The organism is Consotaella salsifontis (assembly GCF_900167365.1).
GTDB classification, from domain to species: Bacteria; Pseudomonadota; Alphaproteobacteria; order Rhizobiales; family Rhizobiaceae; genus Consotaella; species Consotaella salsifontis.
Genome location: NZ_FUXL01000019.1, coordinates 32570 through 56111 on the forward strand (window position 1 = coordinate 32570; position 23542 = coordinate 56111).

A 23542-nucleotide genomic window follows, 5' to 3' on the forward strand; every position below is an offset into this window, starting at 1 on the left:
GCTAGCCATCGCTCCATGGACAAGGATACCATCGTCGCCCTCTCTTCCGGTGCCCTTCCCGCGGGCATCGCCGTCGTGCGCATGTCCGGACCGGTCGTGCCGATGGCGCTGGCGATCATCGCTGGCAGTGTGCCGGAACCGCGTCGCGCGAGCCTCAAGCGGATTCGCGATGGTGCGGGCGAAACCATCGACCACGGTATCGTGCTCTACTTTCCAGGCCCGTCGAGCGTCACCGGCGAGGACATTGGGGAAATCCATCTCCACGGCGGCCGGGCGGTGGTGGATGCCTGCCTGTCGGCCTTGATCGCGCTGCCCGGTGTGCGCTTGGCGGAGGCGGGCGAATTTACGCGCCGTGCGTTCGACAATGGTCGTATCGACCTCACCGAGGCAGAAGGTCTCGCGGACCTTCTGGCCGCTCAGACCGAAAGCCAGCGACGGGCGGCCGTTGCCCAGGCCGGAGGTATCCTGCGGGAGCTCTGCGAAGAGTGGATGCGTCGCCTCACCCATGCCCGCGCATTTCTGGAAGCCTCGTTCGACTTTTCCGACGAGGGCGATGTCGAGGCGGACGTCGCCGGAAATGTTCGCGCCGACATGGCGACACTGGCGGCCGACATGCGGCACCACCTGAATGACGCCCGGCGGGGCGAGATCCTGCGCTCTGGCTTTCGCGTGGCCATCGTCGGTCGTCCCAATGTCGGCAAATCCAGTCTCCTAAATGCGCTGGCGGAGCGGGACGTAGCAATCGTCTCCGATATTCCCGGAACGACGCGGGACGTTCTCGAAGTGACACTCGACCTCAAGGGCCTTCCCGTCCGCCTTTTCGACACGGCGGGTCTCAGGGAGACCGAAGACCGGATTGAGGCGGCCGGCGTCGAGCGCGCGCGCCGCGCCATGGCGGAGGCGGATCTCGTTCTGCTGTTGGACGACGGGCAGGAAGAGGCCGTCGATCCGCTGATTCACGTGAAACAGACAGCGGGTTTGTTCACGCCAGACGCAGATGGCGCCCGGTCGCCAGCACTGATCGTCCGCAGCAAGTGTGACCTTCCGCTGCCTTCGATCGAGGCAGCACGGAGCGCGGAGCTGTGCATTTCGACCCGCACCGGCGAGGGGCTGGATGCTCTGATTGAAGCGATTGCGGGCCGGGCTGAGAGGGCGGTAGGAGACCGATCGACCCTTGTCCCCCTTCGCATTCGTCACCGCGCGATCATTGCGGAAGCGCTGGAGGCGCTCGAAACTTTTCTGAGCGGAGAGGATTTGCCCGAGGAGGTTGGCGCCGAAATGCTCCGCCTCGTGTCGGATAGGTTGGGCGCTCTCACGGGCCGGATCGGCGTCGAGGACATTCTCGGTGTGATCTTCTCGGAGTTCTGCATCGGGAAATAGGCAGCACGGGTCGCGGAGTCCAGCAGACCAATGAGCTACGAGAAGAAAGGTTATGACCGCGTGGCGAAGGAATTTGGCCAGGTGGTGAACATGAGCGCCGATGAACTTCGCGATTGGCTGACGACGGATGAAAGCCGCTCCGTTGGCTGGACGAGGAAGGGCGAGAGCGAATCCGTCGGCCACCAATCCGGCAGAAGGATCGTCGACATTCTCGGCAAGGACCCTTCGGATCTCAGCGATGCCGACTACGACCACATGAACAAGGTGGTCGGATACTGCCGGCGCCACCTCGCCCAGCGTCCCGGTCGCAATGTAGCGAGCAGCCGCTGGCGCTATTCGCTGATGAACTGGGGCCACGATCCTTTGAAGGGTCGGGGCGAGCTCGACGATTGACAGGCCGAGCCTGACAGGGCTTATCCGTCCTCATGTCAACGAATTCGCAACCTTTCGACGTCGTCGTCGTCGGCGGCGGCCATGCCGGCTGTGAGGCAGCCAGCTCGGCCGCGCGCGCTGGCGCCCGTACCGCGCTCGTCACCCACCGCTTCGACACCATCGGCGCCATGAGCTGCAACCCCGCCATCGGGGGCATCGGCAAGGGCCATCTCGTCCGCGAGATCGACGCGCTCGGCGGCCTGATGGGCCAGGTGGCGGACGCCGCCGGCATTCAGTTCCGCCTGCTCAACCGTCGCAAGGGACCGGCGGTGCGTGGCCCCCGCACGCAGGCTGACCGCAAGCTCTATCGCCAGGCGATGCAGAACACGATCGCCGCTCAGGACAATCTCGTCGTCGTGGAGGGCGACGCGGCGGATTTGGTTCTGGACGACGATAACCGCGTCTCGGGCGTCATGCTCGGCGATGGCCGTTGCCTTGGCTGCGGCGCGGTGGTCTTGACCACTGGCACCTTTCTCAATGGGCTCATTCATATCGGCGACGAGAAAATTCCGGCGGGCCGAGTGGGAGAGGCGCCCTCGGTCGGTTTATCGGCGACATTGGCGCGCTTCGGGCTGGCTCTCGGGCGGCTCAAGACAGGGACGCCAGCTCGCCTCGACGGCAGGTCGATCGACTGGGCCGGGCTGGATATGCAGCGACCGGACGACGACCCGCGTCCCTTCTCCTATCTGACGACGCGCATCACCAACCCGCAGATCGACTGCGGCATTACCCGAACGACGCCCCGAACCCATTCGATCATCCGCGACAACCTCGGAAGGTCGGCGCTCTATTCGGGGCAGATCAACGGTACCGGTCCTCGCTATTGCCCGTCGATCGAGGACAAGATCGTCAAGTTCGGTGATCGGGACGGCCACCAGATTTTCCTTGAGCCTGAGGGATTGGACGATAACACCGTTTACCCCAACGGGTTGTCGACCTCCCTACCCGCCGATGTCCAGGCGGATTTCCTTCGGTCGATTCCCGGCCTTGAGTACGTCACCATTCTAAAGCCCGGATATGCGATAGAGTACGACCATGTCGATCCGCGCGAGCTTCACCCGACGCTGGAGGTACGAGCGGCGCCCGGGCTCTTCCTCGCGGGCCAGATCAATGGAACGACGGGTTATGAAGAGGCCGCGGCGCAGGGCCTGCTGGCCGGTTTGAACGCGGCAAGGCGCGCCGGTGGATTCGAACCCGTAACGATTAGCCGCTCGATCGCCTATCTCGGCGTCATGGTCGATGACCTGACGAGGACCGGGATCACTGAGCCCTACCGTATGTTCACTTCACGCGCCGAATTTCGCCTTTCGCTCCGCGCCGACAACGCCGATCGGCGGCTGACGCCGCTTGGGTTGGAGTGGGGCCTAATCGGCGCCGAACGGGCGAAAGTCTTCACTGCCTCCGAGGATCGCCTTCGGCGAGCCAGAGCCCTGCTGGAATCTATGGCGCTCACCTCATCCGAAGCCGCCCGGAAAGGGCTCTCGGTCAACCAGGATGGCCGTTCTCGAACAGCCTTCCAGCTTCTGGCGCAGGCCGACATATCGTTTGACCGGCTCGTCGCCATCTGGCCGGAGCTGCTGCATGTCGAAGGGTCGATTCGGGAACGGATCGAAATCGAGGCGGCCTACGACGTTTATCTCGATCGGCAGCGCCGCGATCAAGCGCAGTATCAAAAGGACGAACAGCGGGTGATTCCCGAAAACTTCGATTTTGCCGCTCTTTCTGGGCTCTCCAACGAATTGCGCCAGAAGCTGGAGCGTCGCCGCCCCGCAAGCTTGGCAGAAGCACAGGGAATTGACGGCATGACACCTGCGGCGCTGGCGCTTATTCTCGTCGCGCTTCGCAAATCGGGCGTTCGAAATGCCGCTTAAACCACGACATATAGCCGCCGCTGATTCACGTGAAAGAGAGGCGGTTCTCGCAAATGTTTCACGTGAAACGGCGGAGCGCATCGATCTGTTCGTCGCGCTTCTGCTAAAGTGGCAGCAGCGAATCAATCTGATCGCCCCGGCCTCCATTCCGTCCCTTTGGACGCGTCATGTCGCCGATGGCTTGGCACTGGCACAAGTCGCGTCTGCACCTGCTCGTTGGCTTGATCTCGGCTCCGGCGGCGGATTTCCGGGAATCGTCCTTGCGATCGCGACGGCGGGACGCCCGGGCGCACACGTCGATCTTATTGAAAGCAACGGCAAAAAGGCTGCGTTTCTTCGCGCCGCCCTGGCTGAAGCCGGTGTTTCGGGAACCGTTCACTGCCGGCGCATCGAGGAATGCGGCGGCCTTTTTCCGGCCGCGGATGCGGTCAGCGCTCGCGCCCTCGCTTCCCTCGACCATCTTCTCGCCCTTGTGCAACCGCATCTTCCCGCGCAAACGCCGTGTTTTTTCCTCAAGGGACAAGGACATCTCGGGGAAATCGCGGAAGCCTCTGCCCATTGGCGATTCACCATGGTAAAGCATCCCTCGGCGGTGGAAGCAGGTGCCGTCATTCTGGAGGTCAGCGATGTCAGGCCGTTCGTTACCGAACCGGATGTCACGCAGCCGTAACGACAAGCAGCTTTGGGTCGAGCCAGCGATGATGCCTCTTGGCAAGGGGAGCGGATCATGAACGAGATGCCCTATCATCGCATGAGGGTCATCACTGTCGCCAATCAAAAGGGGGGCGTGGGCAAGACGACCACGGCGATCAATCTTACGACGGCGCTCGCGGCGATCGACAAACGGGTGCTTCTGGTGGATCTCGATCCGCAGGGAAACGCCTCGACCGGACTTGGCATAGAGCGGGACAACCGCGAAATCTCGTCCTACGACGTGCTGACCGGCGCGGCCTCCATTACCGAAGCGGCGATGCCCACCGCCGTGCCGAATCTCTTCGTTGTTCCCTCGACACTTGATCTTCTCGGCGTGGAGATGGAAATCTCTGGGTACGAGGACAGAGCTTATCGTCTTCGCAATGCGCTTCGCCGGCATGCGCAAGAAGGCGCGCATTTCGACTACGTCCTGATCGATTGCCCGCCGTCGCTCAATCTCTTGACGATCAACGCTATGGCGGCCGCCAATTCGGTGCTGGTGCCGCTGCAATGCGAGTTTTTTGCCCTGGAGGGCCTGAGCCAGCTCCTCCAGACGGTCGAACAGGTGCGTAACGGCCTCAATCCCGGGCTGGACCTTCATGGCATCGTGCTCACCATGTACGACGGGCGCAACAATCTTGCGACGCAGGTGGTCCGCGACGTTCGGGCGTTCATGGGAGAGCATGTCTATCAGACGGTAATCCCCCGCAATGTTCGCGTGTCGGAAGCCCCCTCCTTCGGCAAGCCGGCCATCCTCTACGACATGAAATGCCCAGGCTCACAGGCCTACATTCGACTCGCCTCCGAAATGATCCAACGGGAACGGCAGCTCGCCGCCGCCTGAGAACGGCGTAAAAGAACGCGAGCGATGAACCGGCAAGAACCGCCAAGCACCGGCAGCAGCATTGGGAGCCAGGGATGAACGAAGACAAGTCGCGGCAGAGGCTGGGACGCGGGCTGGCGGCCCTGATTGGACCGTCAGGCGCGGCGCCGCGCTTCGAGGCCGCCGCCGCTCCCGCGGGCGGCCCTGATCGCATTGTTCCGCTGAACTCGATCCATCCCAACCCGCGCAACCCGCGCCGTACGTTCGATCCGGCCGATCTCGCCGATCTCGCCGCTTCGGTGAAAAGCCACGGCATCGTCCAGCCGATCCTCGTCCGTCCCGCCGACGGACAGGCGGACCGCTACGAGATCGTTGCCGGTGAAAGGCGGTATCGTGCCGCCCGGCTGGCGGGTCTGACGGAAGTGCCGGTGCTGGTGCGGCAATTCACCGACCGCCAGTCGCTGGAAATCGCCATCGTCGAGAACGTTCAGCGCGCGGACCTCAACGCGATCGAGGAGGCGCGCGGCTACCAGATGCTCGTCAACGAGCATGGCTATACGCAGGCGGATCTGGCCGAAGTGCTCGGTAAGAGCCGCAGCCACGTCGCCAACACGCTGCGTCTTCTGAAGCTTCCCGATGACGTGCAGGACATGATCAGCCGCGGCGAACTTTCGGCTGGGCATGCGCGCACGGCAGTATCGATGGAGGACCCGGCCGCCTTCGCCCGCATGATCGTGACTGACGGTCTCAGCGTGCGCGAGGCCGAGCGCGCGGCTCGCAACCAATCCGGCGGAGGCGAGGAAGCCCCCGCGCCCGCAAAGAGCCGGCGACGGGCCAAGGACGTGGACGGCGCCGTTCGCGCTGCCCCTCCCCCTGCGGCGTCGCCGACGCCCGAGAAGGATGCGGACACGGCAGCTCTCGAGCGCCTGCTCGGCGAGACGCTGGGCATGGAGGTCGCAATCTCTATCGACGGCGAGGGTGGCGATATCCGCATCGCCTATCGTTCGCTCGATGAGCTCGACGAAATTTGCCGCCTGCTTCAGGCCTATCGGCAGGACGCCTGAGAGCGCCGCTGATCAGTTGCGGTCAGACCGGGTGCGCGCCCGCGCCGCCTGAACGCCAAGCTCCAGGACCGTTTGGCGCACCAGGGCGTCGCTGATGCTCGCTGACCTGCGGGTGGCGAGCACTGCGGCTTCGATCTGAATGAGCGCCTCGCCGATGGCGCTCAGTGTCCAGGTGCCAAGCGCAGTCTCGAGCGCGGGGCGGCGACGAAAGTGAGGGCGCTTGCGCTCCACCACGCGACTCACGGGTTCCCCTGCCCTCTCCACGGCCTGGCGCATGACCTGGAGCCCGTGGAAATGGCGCAGCAACCCCTGAAGGAGCAGGAAACCGGGAGTGCCGGAGGAAAGGGCGCGGTCGATAAGCGCCGGCAGCTTGCGCACTTCCCCGCTCGCTGCCGCGTCGATGATCTCGTCGACGGTTTCCGCGGAGACGTCGCCGACGACCGTCCTGACATCCTCATCCGTTATCTCGCCGCTGCCATAGGCATAGAGGCAGAGCTTCTGCACCTCCGAGCGCGAAGCGCGACGGTCCGCGCCGAGCCGCGACCGCAGCAGATCGCGAGCCGGTTCGGTCATTTTGAGCGCTGCCGCGCGCAGCTCCTCATCGATCATACGGTCGAGAGCGCGCGCCTCGTCCTGATAGCAGGGAAGCGCCATGGCGCCCCGCCCGCGCTCCGCTGCCGCGCGTAGCGGCGAGGACTTGCGGAGCTCTCCGGCCTCTACGATCACAATCGTATCGGAAGGGGGATCGGACGCCAGATCGGCGACGGCTTCGGCAAGCGCCTTTCCGCCGGTGCCGCGCACCCGGACGAGGCGCCGGCCGCCGAACATGGAAACCGTCCTCGCCTCATCGAAGAGCCGGCCGATATTCTTTTCCAGCTCGTCGGCGGCAAGAATCACCGTCGCAAAGGGATCGGATTCATCGATCCCGGAGGCGGCGGCGAGGCGTCCGGCGCGCTCGGAGACGAGGCCGGCGTCCGGACCATAAAGCAGGAGAATCGGCGCCGTGAAATCCGGTCGCGCGACAAATGCCTCCACGTCTCCCGCGCGCTTTTCCGCCAAGCGTTCCTGCTCCCGGCCTTCAGGCCTTTGCCGCCGCGATCAGCCCTTGCGGCGAATTGCCGACATCACCGCGAGCTCCACTTGCGCGGCGGCCTGCTCGCCCGCCTGCTCGCGCGCGTCGATCGCCCCCCGCTGAGCGGCAAAGCGCTGGGAGCGCCCGCCAGCGCTCGGAATGTCATAGGGAATAGAGATGGTGCGCGACCCGGTATCGATGACCGAGGCGTCGGAAAGCCGCACGAGCTGGTAGGAGGTGGAAAGGGTGTAGACGCTGGCTGTGGGAACACCGCCGTTGCTTTCGATCGACACTCCCCCCTCGGAGCCGGCGGCCGTCAGACGAACCTCGTAGAGAGGCTCCAGCGGCTTTCCGCCGCCGTTCAGAAGAAAGATGAGGCGGTTGCGCACGATCTGCTCGGCGCGGCTGTTGACCGGAGCAACCGTAACGTGGCCGCGAACAGAGGCCGGCGTTGCCTTTCCCGGCTCCAGGAGGTCAGCCTGCCGATCGCCGTAAAGCGGCCCGGCCGTGCAGCCGGAAAGAGCGAGGAAGGCCGCCGCGACAAAAGCGAGGCGGCCGGCGCGCGAGGTCTCAGACCACGACATTGACGATCCTTCCAGGCACCACGACGAGGCGCTTCGGCGGCTGGCCGGCGAGCGCCGTCTTCACGAAATCCAGCTCCAGCGTCGCCGTTTCGACCTCGGCTTTGCTGGCGTCCTTGGCGACGACCACATCGCCGCGCTTCTTGCCGTTGATCTGGACAGGAAGCGTCAGGGTGTCGTCGGACAAAAGGGCCGGATCGACTGACGGCCACGAAGCCGCCGCCGCCAGCCCCTCTTCGCCGAGCGCCTGCCAGCACTCCTCGGCCAGATGCGGCATCATAGGCGCGACGAGACGCACCAGCATCGACAACGCCTCGCGACCCGCCGCCTTGATGGAGGCAGGCGCATCGGCGTTCAAGCCATTGAGAGACGCGCTGAGGGCATTGACCATCTCGTACAGTCTAGCCACCGCCTTGTTAAAGGCTAGCCGCTCGATATCATCGGCAACACCTTGCGCCGTACGGTGCGCAACGCGACGGATAGACGTGGCCACCTCATCGTCTACACCATTGCCGTGAGCATTGGCGATGACGGGAGCAGCCTCTGAAACCAGGCGCCAAAGGCGCTGAACGAAGCGGTGCGCGCCCTCGACGCCAGCCTCGGTCCAGATCACGTCGCGATCCGGCGGAGAGTCGGAGAGCATGAACCAGCGGGCCGTATCGGCCCCATACGACGCGATGATGTCGTCGGGATCGACGACATTCTTCTTCGACTTCGACATCTTCTCGATGGAGCCGATGGCGATGTCCGAGCCCGTGGAAAGGCGCTTGGCGCGGCGTTCGCCCTCGACCTCGGTGATCGCCACATCCGCGGGCGCCACCCATTCGCGCCCGTCGCGGTAGGTCTCGTGGACCACCATGCCTTGCGTGAACAGGCCCTGGAAGGGTTCGCTCGCCGCCAGATGGCCGCAGTCGCGCATGGCGCGGGTGAAGAAGCGCGAATAGAGCAGATGCAGAATGGCGTGCTCGATGCCGCCGATATACTGCTCCACCGGCATCCAGGCGTTGGCGACATCGGGCTTGGTCGGCGTCTCGGCGTGGGGCGCGGTGAAGCGGATGAAGTACCAGGACGAATCGACGAACGTGTCCATGGTGTCGGTTTCGCGCAGGGCCGGGCCACCGCATTTCGGACACTTGGCGTTGCGCCAGGTGGGATGGCGATCCAGCGGATTGCCCGGCTTGTCGAACGCCACGTCGTCCGGCAGCTTGACCGGCAGATTCTCCCGCGCCTCCGGCACGACGCCGCACGTCTCGCAGTGGAGAACCGGGATCGGGCAGCCCCAATAGCGCTGGCGCGAGATGCCCCAGTCGCGCAGACGATAGTTGACCTGCCGCTTGGCCTGGGGCGCGCCGAAGAGATCGGTGCTCTCAAGCCGGTCGGCCACCGCGTCAAAGGTCTCGGACGGCGAACGCCCGTCGAACTCGCGCGAGTTGATCATCGTACCGTCGCCGACATAGGCCTCGGTGCCGATGGAGAAGGATTCCGCCTCGGCGCCCTCGGGCAGCACGACCGGAGTCACCGGCAGGCCGTAGGCGCGGGCGAAGTCGAGGTCGCGCTGATCGTGAGCCGGGCAGCCGAAGATGGCGCCGGTGCCGTATTCCATGAGCACGAAATTCGCGACATAGACGGGCAGACGCCACGTGGGATCGAGCGGATGGACGGCGAAGATGCCGGTTTCCATGCCGCGCTTCTCGGCGGTTTCGATGTCCGCCGTCGCGGTTCCGGTGCGCCGGCACTCCTCGATGAAGGCGGTGAGTTCGGGCTTGTCGCGGGCCGCGGCCTCAGCCAGCGGATGATCCGCCGCGACCGCCAGGAACGAGGCGCCGAAAAGCGTGTCGGGCCGGGTGGTGAAGACGGTGAGATCCTTGACGCCCTCGGGCGCCGTCTCTTCCGTCAGCGCCCAGCGCAGGAGAAGCCCTTCCGATCGGCCGATCCAGTTCCGCTGCATCAGCCGAACCTTTTCGGGCCATTGCGGCAGCGCGTCGAGCCCGGCCAGAAGGTCGTCGGCATAGGCGGTGATCTTGAAAAACCACTGGGTGAGCTCGCGGCTCTCGACCAGCGCGCCGGAGCGCCAGCCGCGACCGTCGATCACCTGCTCGTTGGCCAGCACGGTCTGGTCCACCGGGTCCCAGTTGACCTTGGACTTGCGGCGATAGGCCAGCCCCTTATCGAGAAGGTCGAGGAAGAGCATCTGCTGACGGTGGTAATAGTCCACGTCGCAGGTGGCGAACTCGCGGCTCCAGTCGAGCGACAGCCCCATGGACTTCAGCTGCCCGCGCATGGTGGCGATGTTCTGGTAAGTCCAGTCGCGCGGGTGGACCTTGTTCTGCATCGCCGCGTTCTCCGCGGGCATGCCGAACGCGTCCCATCCCATGGGGTGCAGCACGTTCATTCCACGGGCACGACGATAGCGCGCAACCACATCCCCCATGGTGTAGTTGCGCACATGGCCCATGTGAATGCGCCCGGAGGGGTATGGAAACATCTCCAGGACGTAGTACTTCTCGCCGGGAGCGTCAGTCTTGGTCTCGAACAGCTTGGCATCGGCCCAGGCTGCCTGCCAGCGCGGCTCGCTGGCGCGAGGATTGTATCGTTCGGTTGCCATTCTCGGCGGTCTTTCGAAAAACCGGCGCGCCCGAAGCGCCACGTCCAGGGGTGCATCGTGTTCAACACGGGAAGACGTTGAGCGTCAACCAAATCATGGCCCCGCAAGCACGAAAGGTCGTGGGGGAGCGGGACGAAGGAGATGAGGAATGTCGAATGTCGTGGCCGGGCTCGCCGAGGTCAAGGCGAGGATCGCCGAAGCGGAGCGCGCGGCGGAGAGGCCATCGGGCGCCGTGTCCCTCGTCGCCGTGTCGAAAACCCACGGCATCGAGGCGATCACGCCGGTCATCGAGGCCGGGCAGCGCGTGTTCGGCGAGAACCGGGTCCAGGAAGCGGCGGCCAAGTGGCCGACGCTGAGGGAGCGCTTCAGCGACATAGAGCTGCGCCTGATCGGACCGCTCCAATCCAACAAGGCGGCGGAAGCGGTGGCTCTGTTCGACGTCATCGAGACGGTCGACCGCGACAAGATCGCCCACGCCCTCGCGGCCGAGATGGACAAGCAGGGGCGCGCGCCGCGCCTCTATGTCCAGGTCAACACCGGCGAGGAGGAGCAGAAGGCCGGCATTCCGCCGCTCGACGCCGTGGCCTTTGTCGAGCGCTGCCGCACGGTGCATGGCATCAAGGTCGAGGGCCTGATGTGCATTCCGCCGGTCGGCGAAAATCCAGGCCCCCATTTCGCATTGCTTGCCAAGATTGCCGAAGAAGCTGGCATCGAAAGGCTCTCGATGGGCATGTCGGGCGACTTCGAGACGGCGGTCGCCTTCGGGGCGACCAGCGTGCGCGTCGGCTCGGCCATCTTCGGCGCTCGCGATTACGGTCATGGATGACGGCGCCGAACCACGGTCTTCAATCCCGCCACAAAGGGGCTCTTTCTTGACTTCCGACGAACAGGCGAAATTCGCGCGGCTGACATTCCTCATCGCCGGCATCATCCTTGCGATGGTGCTGGCGACGATGATCTTCTGGAAGGCGGCGTCGGGATTCTTCCTGATCTTCGGCGGCCTGCTTCTCGGAACCGCATTTTCGGGTCTCGCGCGATTGCCGCGCAAGCTGGGTCTTCCTCGGCGGGCGGGACTGGTGCTGGTCTATCTCGTCGTGGTCGGCGGTCTCGCCGCCGCCATGGCCTGGGGTGGTATCACCCTCGTCCAGCAAATGCAGAGCCTCGTGCGCCTGATGGAGGAGCAGCTTCAGACGATCTCCGGCGCGCTGCGCGACATGGGGATCAATCTGGGTTCTGAAGGCCAGTCGGCCGATCTCGCCTCACTGCTACCCAATCCGGCCGGCATCTTCTCCTCCGCCTCGCAGGCGGTGTTCTCCATTCTCGGCGGGCTGGGCAATCTCTTCGTCGTCGTCTTCATCGCCATCTTCGTGTCGTGGCAGCCCGGGCTCTACGCCCGGGGGATCGTCAGCCTGTTTCCCAAGAGCAAACGTCCACGGATCGCGGAGACGCTGCACAGGGCGGCCCAGGAGCTGATCCTCTGGCTCGGCGGCCAGGGGCTTTCCATGACGGTGATCTTCCTCGTCGGCTGGATCGGCCTGTGGCTGATCGGAATGCCGAGCGCCTTTCTCCTGGCGCTTCAGGCCGGCCTTCTGGCGTTCATCCCGACCCTTGGGCCGTTCATCGCCGGCATCCCCATCGTCCTCGTCGGCCTCGCCGAAAGCCCGCAGATGGCGCTCTACGGCCTCGGCGTCTATCTTTTGATCCAGGGCGTCGAAAGCAACGTGGCGCAGCCGGTGGCCCAGCGCTGGATGACGGCGCTGCCGCCGGCCTTGACCCTCGGCTCCCAGCTCGTCTTCGGCCTGCTCTTCGGCACGGTCGGCGTGGCGCTCGCCGTGCCTGTGCTGGCGGTGATCAAGGTTCTGGTCGAGGAGCTCTATATCCAGGACGGACTGGGCGGCCCGGCTTTGCCGGAAAAGGACCGATAGGCTGAGGCAGGGTGACGGAGAGACCGCGATGACCATCGATCTTCATGGGCTGGAAGAGGCCGAGTGGCTGAACGAGCCGCCGTTCTGGCAGAGGACTCCCGCCGGTCTGGTGCTTGAGACCGGCGAGCGCACCGACTTCTGGCGCGGCACCTATTACGGCTTCGACCATCGCGACGGGCATTTTCTCGGCGCCTCTGTCACGGACGACTTTTGCGCCACCGTGACTTTCGAAGCGGACTATTCGGTGCTCTACGACCAGGCGGGGCTGATGCTCCGCCGCGACGACGAGACTTGGGTGAAGGCGGGGATCGAGCTGACCGACGGGGCCGCCCATTTCAGCGTCGTCGTCACGCGCGGCGGGCGCTCGGACTGGTCGGCGGTGCGCGTGCCGGCCGTCGCCGGTCCGCAGTCGATCCGCCTGACGCGCGTCCGGGATGCGGTTTTGGTTCATTTTCTGGCGGCGCCGGGACAATGGCGGTTCCTGCGTCTCGCCGATTTTTCGACCGACGGCGCGCTGAGGGTCGGGCCGATGGCCTGCTCGCCACAGCGCGCGGGCCTCAAGGTGCGCTTCCTCTCCTTCGTACTCACTCCGCCGGCCGCCGATCCGTTGCACGACCCGGCGGGCGAAGGGGGCGTGACGGCATAGGCGCCCGGAGGGGTGTCGGCACCCGATGCCGAGCTTGCCGATCCGTGCCGCAGGCCCTAGGAATTTGGTTCGTCAATGTGGCGCATTGACGCGACGGTTCGGTCGGGAAATCGGCACGTGAAGTGGCATTCCTGGCCGTATCGTCTATCTAGAATTGTGGTGCCGGTATGCTGGCCGCGCGGGCAGGGCGCGGCGGACGGAGCGCCATCGGAACTTTCCGCGGGGGGATCGCCGCGGCCGACATCTGACGGGAGGAAAGCTGAGATGGAAAAGATCGCGGTCAAGGAGGAATGGCGTCAGCGCGCGCTCATCACCGCGGAAGAGTATCAGGCATGGTACCGGCGCAGCGTCGAGGACCCCGACGGCTTCTGGGCCGAGCATGGCAAGCGCATCGACTGGATGAAGCCCTTCACCAAGGTGAAGAACACGTCCTTCGCGCCCGATGTCTCGATCAAGTGGTTCGAGGACGGGACGCTCAACGTCTCGGCCAACTGCATCGATCGCCATCTCGAGGAGCGGGGCGACGCCGTCGCCATCCTATGGGAAGGCGACAACCCTGCCGAAAGCCGCAAGATCACCTACCGCGAGCTTCATGAGAACGTCTGCCGCATGGCGAACGTACTCAAGTCGCGTGGGGTCAAGCGCGGCGACCGCGTCACCATCTACATGCCGATGATTCCGGAGTCGGCCTTCGCCATGCTCGCCTGCGCGCGCATCGGCGCCATCCATTCCGTCGTCTTCGGCGGCTTCTCTCCCGATTCGCTTGCCAACCGCATCGAGGATGCGCGTTCCTCCGTTCTCATCACGGCCGACGAGGGCCTGCGCGGCGGCCGCAAGGTGCCGTTGAAGAAGAACGCCGACAAGGCCATCGAGATCGCCGGCAAGGCCGGGCAGAAGGTCGAGACCGTCCTCATGATCCGCCGCACGGGCGGCGACGTCGGCTTCGCCGAAGGCCGCGATCTTTGGTGGCACGAGGCGCGGGAAACCGTCGAGGCAACCTGTGCGCCGGAGGAGATGGGCGCTGAGGACCCGCTCTTCATTCTCTACACGTCAGGCTCGACCGGCAAGCCGAAGGGCGTGCTCCACACCTCGGGCGGCTACCTCGTGTGGGCGTCCATCACCCATCACTACATCTTCGATTATCGTCCAGGCGAGATCTACTGGTGCGCCGCCGACATCGGCTGGGTCACGGGCCACACCTACATCCTCTACGGGCCGCTCGCCAACGGCGCGACGACGGTGATGTTTGAGGGCATCCCCAACTATCCCGATGCCTCGCGCCTCTGGCAGGTGGTCGACAAGCACAAGGTCAACATCATCTACATGGCGCCGACGGCGATCCGCGCCCTGATGGGGGCGGGCGACAGCTTCGTGACCAGCACCTCGCGCGAGAGCCTGCGCCAGCTCGGCACCGTCGGCGAGCCGATCAACCCGGAAGCCTGGCTTTGGTACTATCGCGTCGTCGGCGACGAACGCTGCCCCATCGTCGACACCTATTGGCAGACCGAGACCGGCGGAACGCTGATCACGCCGCTTCCTGGCGTCACGGACCTGAAGCCTGGCTCGGCTACCCTGCCCTTCTTCGGCGTCCAGCCGCAGCTGGTGGACAGCGAGGGCACCGTGCTGGAGGGCGCGACCAGCGGTAATCTGTGCATCGTCGATTCGTGGCCGGGCCAGATGCGCACCGTCTATGGCGATCACGAGCGCTTCGTGCAGACCTACTTCTCCACCTATAAGGGCAAGTACTTCACCGGCGACGGATGCCGCCGCGACGAGGACGGCTACTACTGGATCACCGGCCGCGTCGACGACGTCATCAATGTCTCCGGCCATCGCATGGGCACGGCCGAGGTGGAGTCGGCGCTGGTGTCCCATCCGGCGGTGGCCGAGGCGGCAGTGGTCGGCTATCCGCACGACCTCAAGGGCCAGGGCATCTACTGCTATGTGACGCTCCTCGATGGCGAAGAGCCTACGGACGAGCTCAAGAAGTCGCTCATCGCCCATGTGCGCGAGGAGATCGGCCCCATCGCCTCGCCCGACAAAATCCAGTTCGCGCCCGGCCTGCCCAAGACGCGATCCGGCAAGATCATGCGCCGAATCCTCAGGAAGATCGCCGAGGACGATTTCGGTGCCCTGGGCGACACCTCGACCCTCGCCGACCCCACGGTTGTAGAGGATCTGGTGGAGCACCGTCAGAACCGTCGCGTCTGACTTTCCGACTGACTGTCTTACCAGGACGGCCGGCGCATCCCCGCGCCGGCCGTCCTGTCGTATCTGCCTTCTTCGTAAGCAAAACGAAGTCTGACCGGCGCGCTATAGATTCGGTATTGATCGAAAATATTGGGTCGCTATCGTCCACTTAGAAAATCGTAAAACTTCTGCTTAACCCAACGAAAAAATCATTGTATGACATAAGCTGTCACTCGTGGCGGGAGGAGAGAACGCCGCGGGTGGCATTGTCTTAGTAGGGAGGACATTTCAGCGTATGGTTGTTCAAAACGACACCGCCGCGCGCGGTGCTCCGGTTGCCGTCGATTCGACGAATGAGGAACGGGCCAAGAAATATTGGCGCGCCAACATGCAACTGGTGGCCGTGCTTCTCGTCATCTGGGCCCTCGTGTCCATCGGCTGCGGCATCATCCTGCGTCCGCTCCTCAGCGGCATTCAGGTGGGGGGAACCGACCTCGGCTTCTGGTTTGCCCAGCAGGGCTCGATCATCACCTTCATCATCGAGATCTTCGTCTATGCCTGGCGCATGAACAGGCTCGATCATCTCTACGAATTCGACGAGCTGTGAGGGGAGCGGCATGAGTCAGTATGCTTTCAACTTCCTGTTCATCACAGGCTCTTTCGCGATCTATCTGATCATCGCGCTGTGGACCCGGGCGGGCTCGACCTCGGAGTTCTACACCGCCGGCGGCGGTGTCCATCCGGTGGTCAACGGCATGGCGACGGGCGCCGACTGGATGTCGGCCGCCTCCTTCATCTCGATGGCCGGCCTCATCGCCTTCGTCGGCTATGACAACTCGACCTATCTCATGGGCTGGACGGGTGGCTTCGTTCTCCTGGCCATGCTTTTGGCGCCGTACCTGCGAAAATACGGCCACTTCACCGTGCCAGCCTTCATCGGCGACCGGTTCTATTCGCCGGCCGCGCGCCTCGTCGCGGTGGTCTGCCTGATCATCATCTCCACGACCTACGTCATCGGCCAGATGACGGGCGTCGGCGTCGCCTTCTCGCGCTTCCTGGAGGTCGACAACACCACCGGCCTCATCATCGGCGCGGCGATCGTCTTCTTCTACGCCGTCTTCGGCGGCATGAAGGGCATCACCTACACCCAGGTGGCGCAGTATGTGGTGCTGATCTTCGCCTATACCGTTCCGGCGATCTTCATCGCGCTCCAGCTCACCGACAATCCGATTCCGGCCTTCGGCCTCTTCGGCGACACGCAGGACGGCACGCCCCTTCTGGTCAAGCTCGACCAGGTGGTGCGCGATCTCGGCTTCTCCAGCTACACCGGGCACCACACCGACACCCTCAACATGGTGCTCTTCACCCTGTCGCTGATGATCGGCACCGCCGGTCTGCCGCACGTCATCATCCGCTTCTTCACCGTGCCTCGCGTCAAAGACGCTCGCTATTCGGCCGGCTGGGCGCTGGTGTTCATCGCCCTGCTCTACCTCACCGCTCCCGCCGTGGGCGCGATGGCGCGTCTCAACCTTATCCAGACGCTGTTCCCGAGCGGCACTCAGTCCGAGCCGATCGACTACCAGTCGCGGCCCGAATGGATGCAGAAGTGGGAGCTGACCGGGCTTCTGAAGTTCGACGACAAGAACGGCGACGGCAAGATCCAATACTACAACGACGCCAACAAGGACTACGCGGCGGGTGCCGCCGCGCGCGGCTGGAACGGCTCGGAATTGTCGGTCAACCAGGACATCCTGGTGCTGGCCAATCCCGAGATCGCCCGGCTCCCCCAATGGGTGGTCGCGCTCGTGGCGGCGGGCGGCATCGCGGCGGCGCTTTCCACCGCGGCGGGCCTGCTTCTCGCCATCTCCTCGGCCATCAGCCATGATCTCCTCAAAGGGGCGATCAACCCCTACATCGAGGAGCATCACGAGCTTCTGGCGGCGCGCATCGCCATGGCGGTCGCCATCGCGATAGCGACCTATCTCGGCCTGAACCCGCCGGGATTTGCCGCCCAGACGGTGGCGCTCGCCTTCGGCCTTGCAGCGGCGACCATCTTCCCGACCCTGATGATGGGCATCTTCTCCAAGCGCGTGAACAGCGTTGGGGCGATCTCGGGAATGGTCGTCGGGCTGGTGTTCACCGTCGTCTATATCTTCATCTACAAGGGTTGGTTCTTCATCTCCGGCACCAACAGCCTGCCCGACACGCCGGACAACTGGTTGTTCGGCATCTCGCCGGTGTCCATCGGCGCGGTCGGGGCGGTGATCAACTTCGCCGTCGCCTATGCGGTCTCGCTGGCCACTGCGCCGCCGCCGCTGGAAATCCAGGCGCTGATCGAGTCGATCCGTACGCCACGCGGCGCCGGCGCGGCCCTGCGAGAATAGCCATCTGCTTCTCGTTTCCGCCGGCGGTGGAGGGAGACGGGACAATAGAAAAAGACAGAGGGGGCCGGCGTATGACGCCGGCCCCCCTTGCGATTCAGGCGGCTGAGGATGTGCCGCGTTCAGCAGCTCACATGCGGCCGATGGTCAAGGGGTGGTCCTCCGGCAGGGCCGGATAGGCATCCTCCGGGAAATCCTGGAGCGCATCGACCTGGCTTTCGCTGACGTTCGGCGCCATGAGCTGGTTGTTGCGGATCACCAGCGAGGACAGCGGGATCGCCGCCTGAGTTTCGCCGAGGCCGAGGAAGCCGCCCGATGCCACCACGACATAGGCTCGGCCATTGATGTTCACGACGCTCTCGACGTCGCCGAGGTCATTCGCGTTCTGACCGACGACATCGTAGTCCTCGAGATCGGCCACCGTCACCATCACCTCGCGATTCGACGCGGCGTTCACGGCCCTGTCGAGATTATCCTGGGATGCGGCGCGGTTTCCGGCGCGTGTCCCGTTCCTGTTGGTCTGGGACGTGGCCGAAGCCGTGCGCTGCCCGGACGTATCGTTGCGCCGGACCTGATCGTTCTGCTGGGCCTGGCGGTTCTGCTGGGCCTGATCGCTCTGGTCAGTCTGCCGGACCTGCTGATCGCGGCTGTTCTGCTGGTTCCGTCGCTGATCCGTCTGCATCCGGCGGGCGGTGTTCTCGTCCATCTGCCGGATCTGAACCCGGGCCTCGCCCGACTGGTTGAACTGGACGTTCGGCTCCCCGTCCTGAACAACCTGAATGTTCGGCTTCGCCGTGTTGTAGCGCACCTGCGGATCGCGCTGGTTGACGTCGACCTGCGCCTGCTGCGCCCGCTGGACCTGGACCGAAGCCTGGCTGCGCTGGACATCAACGCTCGGCTGACCCTGCTGGCTGTCCTGATCGACCGTCTGCTCGTCTCCCAGGCGGATTTGCGGCTGGCCCTGCTCGACGCTCACGTCGGGCTGGGGCTGCCTGACGGTGACGCGCGGCTGCGGGTTTTCGACATCGACATCAGGATTGGGCATCTCGACGACGATCTGCGGACGCGGCATGTCGATGGTGATCGTCGGCTGTGGCATGTTCACCCGCACCTGCGGCTGGGCCTGGTTGACCGTCACCAAGGGGCGGCCGGTGTCCAGGTTGACCTGGGGCCGGCGCTGCTCGACGCGCACCTGCGGCGCGGCCTGATCGACCTGCACGTCCGGTTCGGGCACGGCGACCTCGACGTTCGCCTCCATGTCGGCCTGGGCGTCGGCATCATCACGGCCGGCGCGATTTCCGGCGCGGTTGTTTGCAGCCGTCCGCGCGTTGGCGTCGGATGCATCGGCGCGCGCCGCCTCGAGACGCTGCGAACAGGCCTGCTCGTTCTGGTCCCCCAGCAGAGCTTCCGCCCGGCGCATGGTGATACCTGCGGCTTCGGCACCGTTGTCCCGAACGTAGGCCACGAGCTGGTGACAGCTTGTTCCGTCCGCCAAATCGGGAGCCGGGGTGTTGGAAGTCTGAGCGTAAGCGGGCGCAAGCGCGGTTCCCGCGAAAAGCGCGGCGAGGTAAAGAGTCTTCATGATCATCTTCCTTGGTCGCGTGTCTGAAATATAGGCATGCACAGAAAATGATCAGGAAAGATCGTCTTCCCGATCCTGCTGTGCGCCTTCTCACACTGAGCAAGACAAGACTCGTCTATTTCGTTCCGAAAAAAATCGTGATCAGTTGTTAGGGGCGAAAGCTTTTGCAGCTACACAACTTCATCTTTCAGACGACGATGATGATCTTCATCAAAATCCAGAGTTTACCTTTAACCGGCTATCTTTTGATCGCGAGAGCGCAAAAGTCCTGATGGCGACAACGATGAACCTCTTGCGCCGAGGCGAATGAAGATTCATATTGGCTTTGTGTTCAACGTAATGGAAGGAGGTGATCCAATGTCGAGTGATTTCCAGATGCCGGTTGGGTCGGAATGTCTCAGCGGTTCGACGGAGCAGCCTCCGCGTTTCGTATAGGACATAAGAGCCCGGTATAGGTCTCGCGACCGCCGGCATATGCGAATTCACGGGGCCGCTCCCATTGGGGGCGGCCTTTCGTTTTGACGGATGGGGGATGGCCGCTCAGCCGGCCTCGTAGAGGTCGCGGCGCGTCGGTGGTAGGGGCGAGGGGCCTTTGAACCGCCTCGAGGCCACCGTCTGATAGATCATCACGGTGCCACGCTCGAAGGCGAGGGCGCAGCCCGTGAGGTAGAGCAGCCAGAGCCGCAGCTTCTGCTCACCCACCAGCCTCGCCGCTTCCTCGTAGCGCGCATCGAGGCGGTCGGCCCAGAGGCGGCAGGTGCGCCCGTAGTGCTCGCGCCAGTTCTCCACATCGTGGACCTCGAAGCGGTGGGCCTCCAGCCGCTCCAGCGAATGGCCGATGAAATCCAGTTCTCCGCCGGGAAAGATCAGCTTCACCAGCGCCGCATATTCGGCCGACTTCTTTCGGAAGGCGCGGGCCGTTTTCTTGGCGGGGCGGGCGATGGCGTGGTGCAGATAGAGGCCGCCCGGGGCCAGGAGGCCGTGAACCTTGGCGAAGTATTCGTCGTGGTGGGCAAAGCCGACATGCTCGAACATGCCGATGGAGGCGATCTTGTCGAAGGGGCCCGACAAGGCCTGAAACGGCTTCAGCTCCAGCGTGATCCGGTCCTGCAGCCCGGCGGCGCGGACCCGCTCCGAAGCGAGGTCGAATTGCGCCTGGCTGAGAGTGACGCCGTGGCCCACAATGCCGTGGCGCGATGCGGCGTGGATGAGAAGCGCCCCCCAGCCGCAGCCGATGTCGAGCAGGCGCTCGCCCGGCTTCAGCCGCAACTTGCGGCAGATCATCTCCAGCTTGTCGAACTGGGCCTTGTCCAAATCGTCGTGCCAGCCGTCGAAATAGGCGCAGGAATAGACGAGGCGCTCGTCGAGGAAGAGTTCGTAGAAGGCATTCGAGACGTCGTAGTGATGGCGGATAGCCTCGGCCGTGGAGCCGCTGGCCTCCGCGCCCGCGATCGTTGCGGATGGCCTTGACCGATATTGCGAAGAAAGGCGGATCAGCGACGGCATGAGGGCTAGGATCGAGCGCTTGTCGATCCCCTTCAGGATCGCGCGGGTCTTCATCCTGGGTCGCAAGGCGGCGATATCGAACAGGCTTCCGCCCTCGATCCGCAGAGCCTTCGTCATCCACAGTGAGACGGCGCGCTCGACGCTGGGGCGCAGCAACAGCCAGGCGAGCGCCGCGGGATCGTCGATGACGAGGGCAGGGCCGGCTTTTGCGCCGAGTCGGCTTCCGTTCCAGAGGACGACGCCGAAGCCCGGATCGATCGCCGCGACGAAATCCTCGCTGACCTTCGCCAGCCGGTCCTCGGCCTTCATGTCGACATTCGCTTCATCAAAGACGCCCCCAGCGAGCAATCGAGCCCTGCGTGACCAAGCATGTTTCGCCCGGCACGTCATCTAGAGCGGGCAACCGCGACGATCAGGGGAGATCCCTGTCGGGCGCCCGTTCGGAACTCTCGACGCTAAGGCTTAACCGATCCGGTGGCGGTGCACCAATCAGGCTTGTGGCCACCGTCATATCGCACCACCAGCCGCTCCTTGAGCAACTCCCGCCCCACATCGGCCGTCTCGTCGGTCGAAACGTCCGCCAGGACGCGGCCGAAATACTTGTCGCCGGCGATATTGGAGAGCCTGATTCGCCCCTCGCCGATCAGCGAGACGAGCCGCTCGCGGGCCACCATGGCGGCCTCCTTCTCGCTGGCACATTTGCCATGAAGCTCGGGCGCATCGATGCCGCGCAGGCGGACGGCGACCCGAACGCTCTGCATCGGCCAGACGAAAGCCTCCACCTCCACCGTATCGCCGTCACGCACCTTGACGACGCCGGCCTCGATCGGCCCGCGTATGGTGGAAAGATAGTCCACATCCTTGCCCCCGGACGCCGCCATGGAGGGGCCCGTAGGTTGGAGAAGCAGAAGGATCGCGCAACCAGTGGGCGCAAGAGCGCGGGCGAAACCCCGAATCATCCGCGATCTCCAAAAGAAAAAGGTATAATTTCCTATAGGACGCGGAAACCCTTTGGTCAATGGCAATCAGCGTCCGGCCCGCGTCTCGAGCAGAAGAACCAAGACGAATTAATGGTTTATGAATGCGAGGCGGGGTTGCGCGAGGACCGTCCCGATTGAACCATGACGAGACGGCGGGCCGTCGCGAGGCTGCAACGGCTAATTATGGAATTTATCCTACAACCAAATAATCACGGCAGCGAAGGAATTCGGGGCGTAAAGGGGGCTCACCGGCAGCGGAGGGCGCCGGTCGTCTGGCTGCGCCAGCGGATCGTGGATCAGAAATCGGAGATGATGCCGTTCTTCTCCCAGTCGCCATAGCGGATGGGCTCGGGGCCGTCGCGCCCGTTCAGTTCCTTCGGCAGAGGCGCCGATTCGGCTTCCTGCTTCCTGCGTCGCTCGGCCGCCTCCGCCAGCGCGCGCTCGGCGACGGGGGAGAGAGGCTTGCCGGGATGGGCACCTGGAACGGGCGGATGGGGACGATCTTCGGTCACGGCACTTCGCAGCGGCAACTAGGATTGAATTTCCCGCCTTGGGCGGGGCGACTTGAAAACCTTAGTCCGATGTCCCGGCGATTTCCAGCCAAGGCATCGCGGGGATGCGGGGGCGCTTGAACGGGGCAGGGCGCGACACCAGATTTTGCAGGCGTTTGAGGCGTCTCGCCTCTGAATTCAGGAGCTCGCCAGCCCCATGAACACGATCAAGACCGCAATGCTGCTCGCCTTCATGACGGCGCTCTTCATGGGCGTCGGCTTTCTCATAGGCGGGTCGGGCGGCATGATGATCGCCTTCATCTTCGCCGCGGGGATGAACCTCCTCTCGTATTGGAATGCCGACAAGATGGTCTTGTCGATGCACCATGCGCGGGAGGTGGATGCGGCCAGCGCACCCGAATTTCACGGCATCGTGGCCGATCTCGCCAGGAACGCCGGGCTGCCCATGCCGCGCACCTACATCATCGAGAACGACCAGCCCAACGCCTTCGCCACGGGCCGCAATCCCGAGAACGCGGCGGTGGCCGCCACCACAGGCCTCTTGCGCCGGCTCTCGCCGCAGGAGATAGCGGGTGTCATGGCACACGAACTGGCTCACATCCAACACCGCGACACGCTGACCATGACGATCACGGCGACGCTTGCCGGCGCGATCTCGATGCTCGGCAACTTCGCCTTCTTCTTCGGCGGCAATCGCGACAACAACAATCCCTTTGGCTTCATCGGCGTTCTCGTCGCCATGCTGGTCGCCCCGCTCGCGGCCATGCTGGTGCAGATGGCGATCAGCCGGACGCGCGAGTATTCAGCCGACCGGCGCGGCGCCGAAATCTGCGGGCAACCGCTCTGGCTTGCCTCGGCGCTTGGCAAGATCGCGAGCGCCGCCGAGCACACGGTGAACGTCGATGCCGAGCGCAACCCGGCGACGGCGCACATGTTCATCATCAACCCCTTGTCGGGCGCCCGCATGGACAATCTTTTCTCGACCCACCCGGACGTCGGCAACCGCATCGCCCAGCTGCAGGAGATGGCGTCGGGCGGCGGCTTCGGCGGCCATCCTTCCATGGCCGCACGGCCGGCTGACGAGGCACCGCGGCCGGTGGCCAGCGGACCATGGTCGGAGGCGGGACGGCGCTCCTCGCCCCCGCGCTCGAAGGGGCCGTGGGGTTGAGCGCGCCGCGCGGCGGCCCCGCATCCAAGGATCGTCAAACGTCGAAGGGCCGGCCGAAGTCCGGCCCAAGCCATGTCGAGCCCGCGGCGGAGGCCCGTCCCGGCCTCGCTGTGCGCATGGCTGCCGCAAAG

Annotated in this window: 20 protein-coding genes; 13 read left to right on the forward strand and 7 right to left on the reverse strand. The window is 64.5% G+C overall.

Features of this window, described 5'->3' with window-relative positions; genetic code table 11:
- The first annotated feature begins 15 nt into the window (after positions 1 to 15).
- From mnmE to B5D38_RS19435, 6 genes are all read left to right on the forward strand, one after another.
- A complete protein-coding gene (gene mnmE, locus B5D38_RS19410; RefSeq protein WP_078710116.1) occupies positions 16 to 1380 on the forward strand; it encodes a tRNA uridine-5-carboxymethylaminomethyl(34) synthesis GTPase MnmE in 1365 nt (454 codons plus the stop codon).
- A 30-nt stretch (positions 1381 to 1410) separates the two neighbouring features.
- Entirely contained in the window at positions 1411 to 1773 is a 363-nt protein-coding gene (locus tag B5D38_RS19415; protein ID WP_078710117.1) for a DUF3140 domain-containing protein, read from the forward strand.
- A gap of 32 nt (positions 1774 to 1805) precedes the next feature.
- Complete coding sequence (gene mnmG, locus B5D38_RS19420) at positions 1806 to 3683, forward strand: tRNA uridine-5-carboxymethylaminomethyl(34) synthesis enzyme MnmG (protein WP_078710118.1); 1878 nt, start codon at positions 1806 to 1808, stop codon at positions 3681 to 3683.
- The gene (rsmG, locus tag B5D38_RS19425) at positions 3673 to 4353 is read left to right on the forward strand and encodes a 16S rRNA (guanine(527)-N(7))-methyltransferase RsmG (protein ID WP_078710119.1); all 681 of its coding nucleotides are present in this window, start codon (positions 3673 to 3675) and stop codon (positions 4351 to 4353) included. The genes mnmG and rsmG overlap by 11 nt, the downstream gene beginning before the upstream one ends.
- 57 nt (positions 4354 to 4410) lie before the next feature.
- Positions 4411 to 5220 carry a ParA family protein gene (locus B5D38_RS19430; RefSeq protein WP_078710120.1) on the forward strand — a complete coding sequence of 270 codons (810 nt, stop codon included), beginning with the start codon at positions 4411 to 4413 and terminating at the stop codon, positions 5218 to 5220.
- 74 nt (positions 5221 to 5294) lie between these two features.
- On the forward strand, positions 5295 to 6263 hold the full coding sequence (locus B5D38_RS19435) for a ParB/RepB/Spo0J family partition protein (protein WP_078710121.1): 969 nt from the start codon (positions 5295 to 5297) through the stop codon (positions 6261 to 6263).
- Positions 6264 to 6275: 12 nt separating this feature from the next.
- Here the strand turns inward: B5D38_RS19435 and holA are convergent, their stop codons facing one another.
- Genes holA through leuS form a run of 3 tightly spaced genes read right to left on the reverse strand, consistent with a single transcriptional unit; the run spans position 6276 to position 10521 of the window.
- Complete coding sequence (gene holA / locus B5D38_RS19440; protein ID WP_078710122.1) at positions 6276 to 7322, reverse strand: DNA polymerase III subunit delta; 1047 nt, start codon at positions 7320 to 7322, stop codon at positions 6276 to 6278.
- 39 nt (positions 7323 to 7361) lie between these two features.
- Complete coding sequence (locus B5D38_RS19445) at positions 7362 to 7919, reverse strand: hypothetical protein (protein ID WP_078710123.1); 558 nt, start codon at positions 7917 to 7919, stop codon at positions 7362 to 7364.
- Positions 7906 to 10521, reverse strand: coding sequence for a leucine--tRNA ligase (leuS, locus tag B5D38_RS19450; protein ID WP_078710124.1), 2616 nt, complete (start codon positions 10519 to 10521; stop codon positions 7906 to 7908). The genes B5D38_RS19445 and leuS overlap by 14 nt, the downstream gene beginning before the upstream one ends.
- Positions 10522 to 10669: 148 nt before the next feature.
- On the opposite strand from leuS, the gene B5D38_RS19455 reads away from it, so the two are divergent.
- From B5D38_RS19455 to B5D38_RS19480, 6 genes are all read left to right on the forward strand, one after another.
- Positions 10670 to 11347, forward strand: a complete 678-nt coding sequence (locus B5D38_RS19455; RefSeq protein ID WP_078710125.1) for a YggS family pyridoxal phosphate-dependent enzyme — start codon at positions 10670 to 10672, stop codon at positions 11345 to 11347.
- A gap of 46 nt (positions 11348 to 11393) precedes the next feature.
- Complete coding sequence (locus tag B5D38_RS19460; protein WP_165690916.1) at positions 11394 to 12446, forward strand: AI-2E family transporter; 1053 nt, start codon at positions 11394 to 11396, stop codon at positions 12444 to 12446.
- 28 nt (positions 12447 to 12474) lie between these two features.
- Complete coding sequence (locus B5D38_RS19465; protein ID WP_078710127.1) at positions 12475 to 13092, forward strand: DUF1349 domain-containing protein; 618 nt, start codon at positions 12475 to 12477, stop codon at positions 13090 to 13092.
- Positions 13093 to 13356: 264 nt separating this feature from the next.
- Positions 13357 to 15303 carry an acetate--CoA ligase gene (gene acs, locus B5D38_RS19470; protein ID WP_078710128.1) on the forward strand — a complete coding sequence of 649 codons (1947 nt, stop codon included), beginning with the start codon at positions 13357 to 13359 and terminating at the stop codon, positions 15301 to 15303.
- 274 nt (positions 15304 to 15577) lie between these two features.
- Positions 15578 to 15889 (forward strand): DUF4212 domain-containing protein, encoded by a 312-nt coding sequence (locus B5D38_RS19475; RefSeq protein WP_078710129.1) that lies wholly within the window; start codon positions 15578 to 15580, stop codon positions 15887 to 15889.
- A 10-nt stretch (positions 15890 to 15899) separates the two neighbouring features.
- On the forward strand, positions 15900 to 17666 hold the full coding sequence (locus B5D38_RS19480) for a sodium:solute symporter family protein (protein WP_078710130.1): 1767 nt from the start codon (positions 15900 to 15902) through the stop codon (positions 17664 to 17666).
- Between the two features lie 127 nt (positions 17667 to 17793).
- Here the strand turns inward: B5D38_RS19480 and B5D38_RS19485 are convergent, their stop codons facing one another.
- The 4 genes from B5D38_RS19485 to B5D38_RS19500 form a co-directional block, all read right to left on the reverse strand.
- Complete coding sequence (locus tag B5D38_RS19485) at positions 17794 to 19245, reverse strand: PRC-barrel domain-containing protein (protein ID WP_131829975.1); 1452 nt, start codon at positions 19243 to 19245, stop codon at positions 17794 to 17796.
- A gap of 540 nt (positions 19246 to 19785) precedes the next feature.
- A complete protein-coding gene (locus B5D38_RS19490; protein ID WP_078710132.1) occupies positions 19786 to 21060 on the reverse strand; it encodes an SAM-dependent methyltransferase in 1275 nt (424 codons plus the stop codon).
- A 146-nt stretch (positions 21061 to 21206) separates the two neighbouring features.
- The gene (locus B5D38_RS19495) at positions 21207 to 21710 is read right to left on the reverse strand and encodes a thermonuclease family protein (protein WP_078710133.1); all 504 of its coding nucleotides are present in this window, start codon (positions 21708 to 21710) and stop codon (positions 21207 to 21209) included.
- 317 nt (positions 21711 to 22027) lie between these two features.
- Entirely contained in the window at positions 22028 to 22243 is a 216-nt protein-coding gene (locus tag B5D38_RS19500) for a DUF1674 domain-containing protein (RefSeq protein WP_078710162.1), read from the reverse strand.
- A gap of 196 nt (positions 22244 to 22439) precedes the next feature.
- On the opposite strand from B5D38_RS19500, the gene htpX reads away from it, so the two are divergent.
- Positions 22440 to 23411, forward strand: a complete 972-nt coding sequence (gene htpX / locus B5D38_RS19505) for a zinc metalloprotease HtpX (RefSeq protein WP_078710134.1) — start codon at positions 22440 to 22442, stop codon at positions 23409 to 23411.
- The last annotated feature ends 131 nt before the right edge of the window (positions 23412 to 23542 follow it).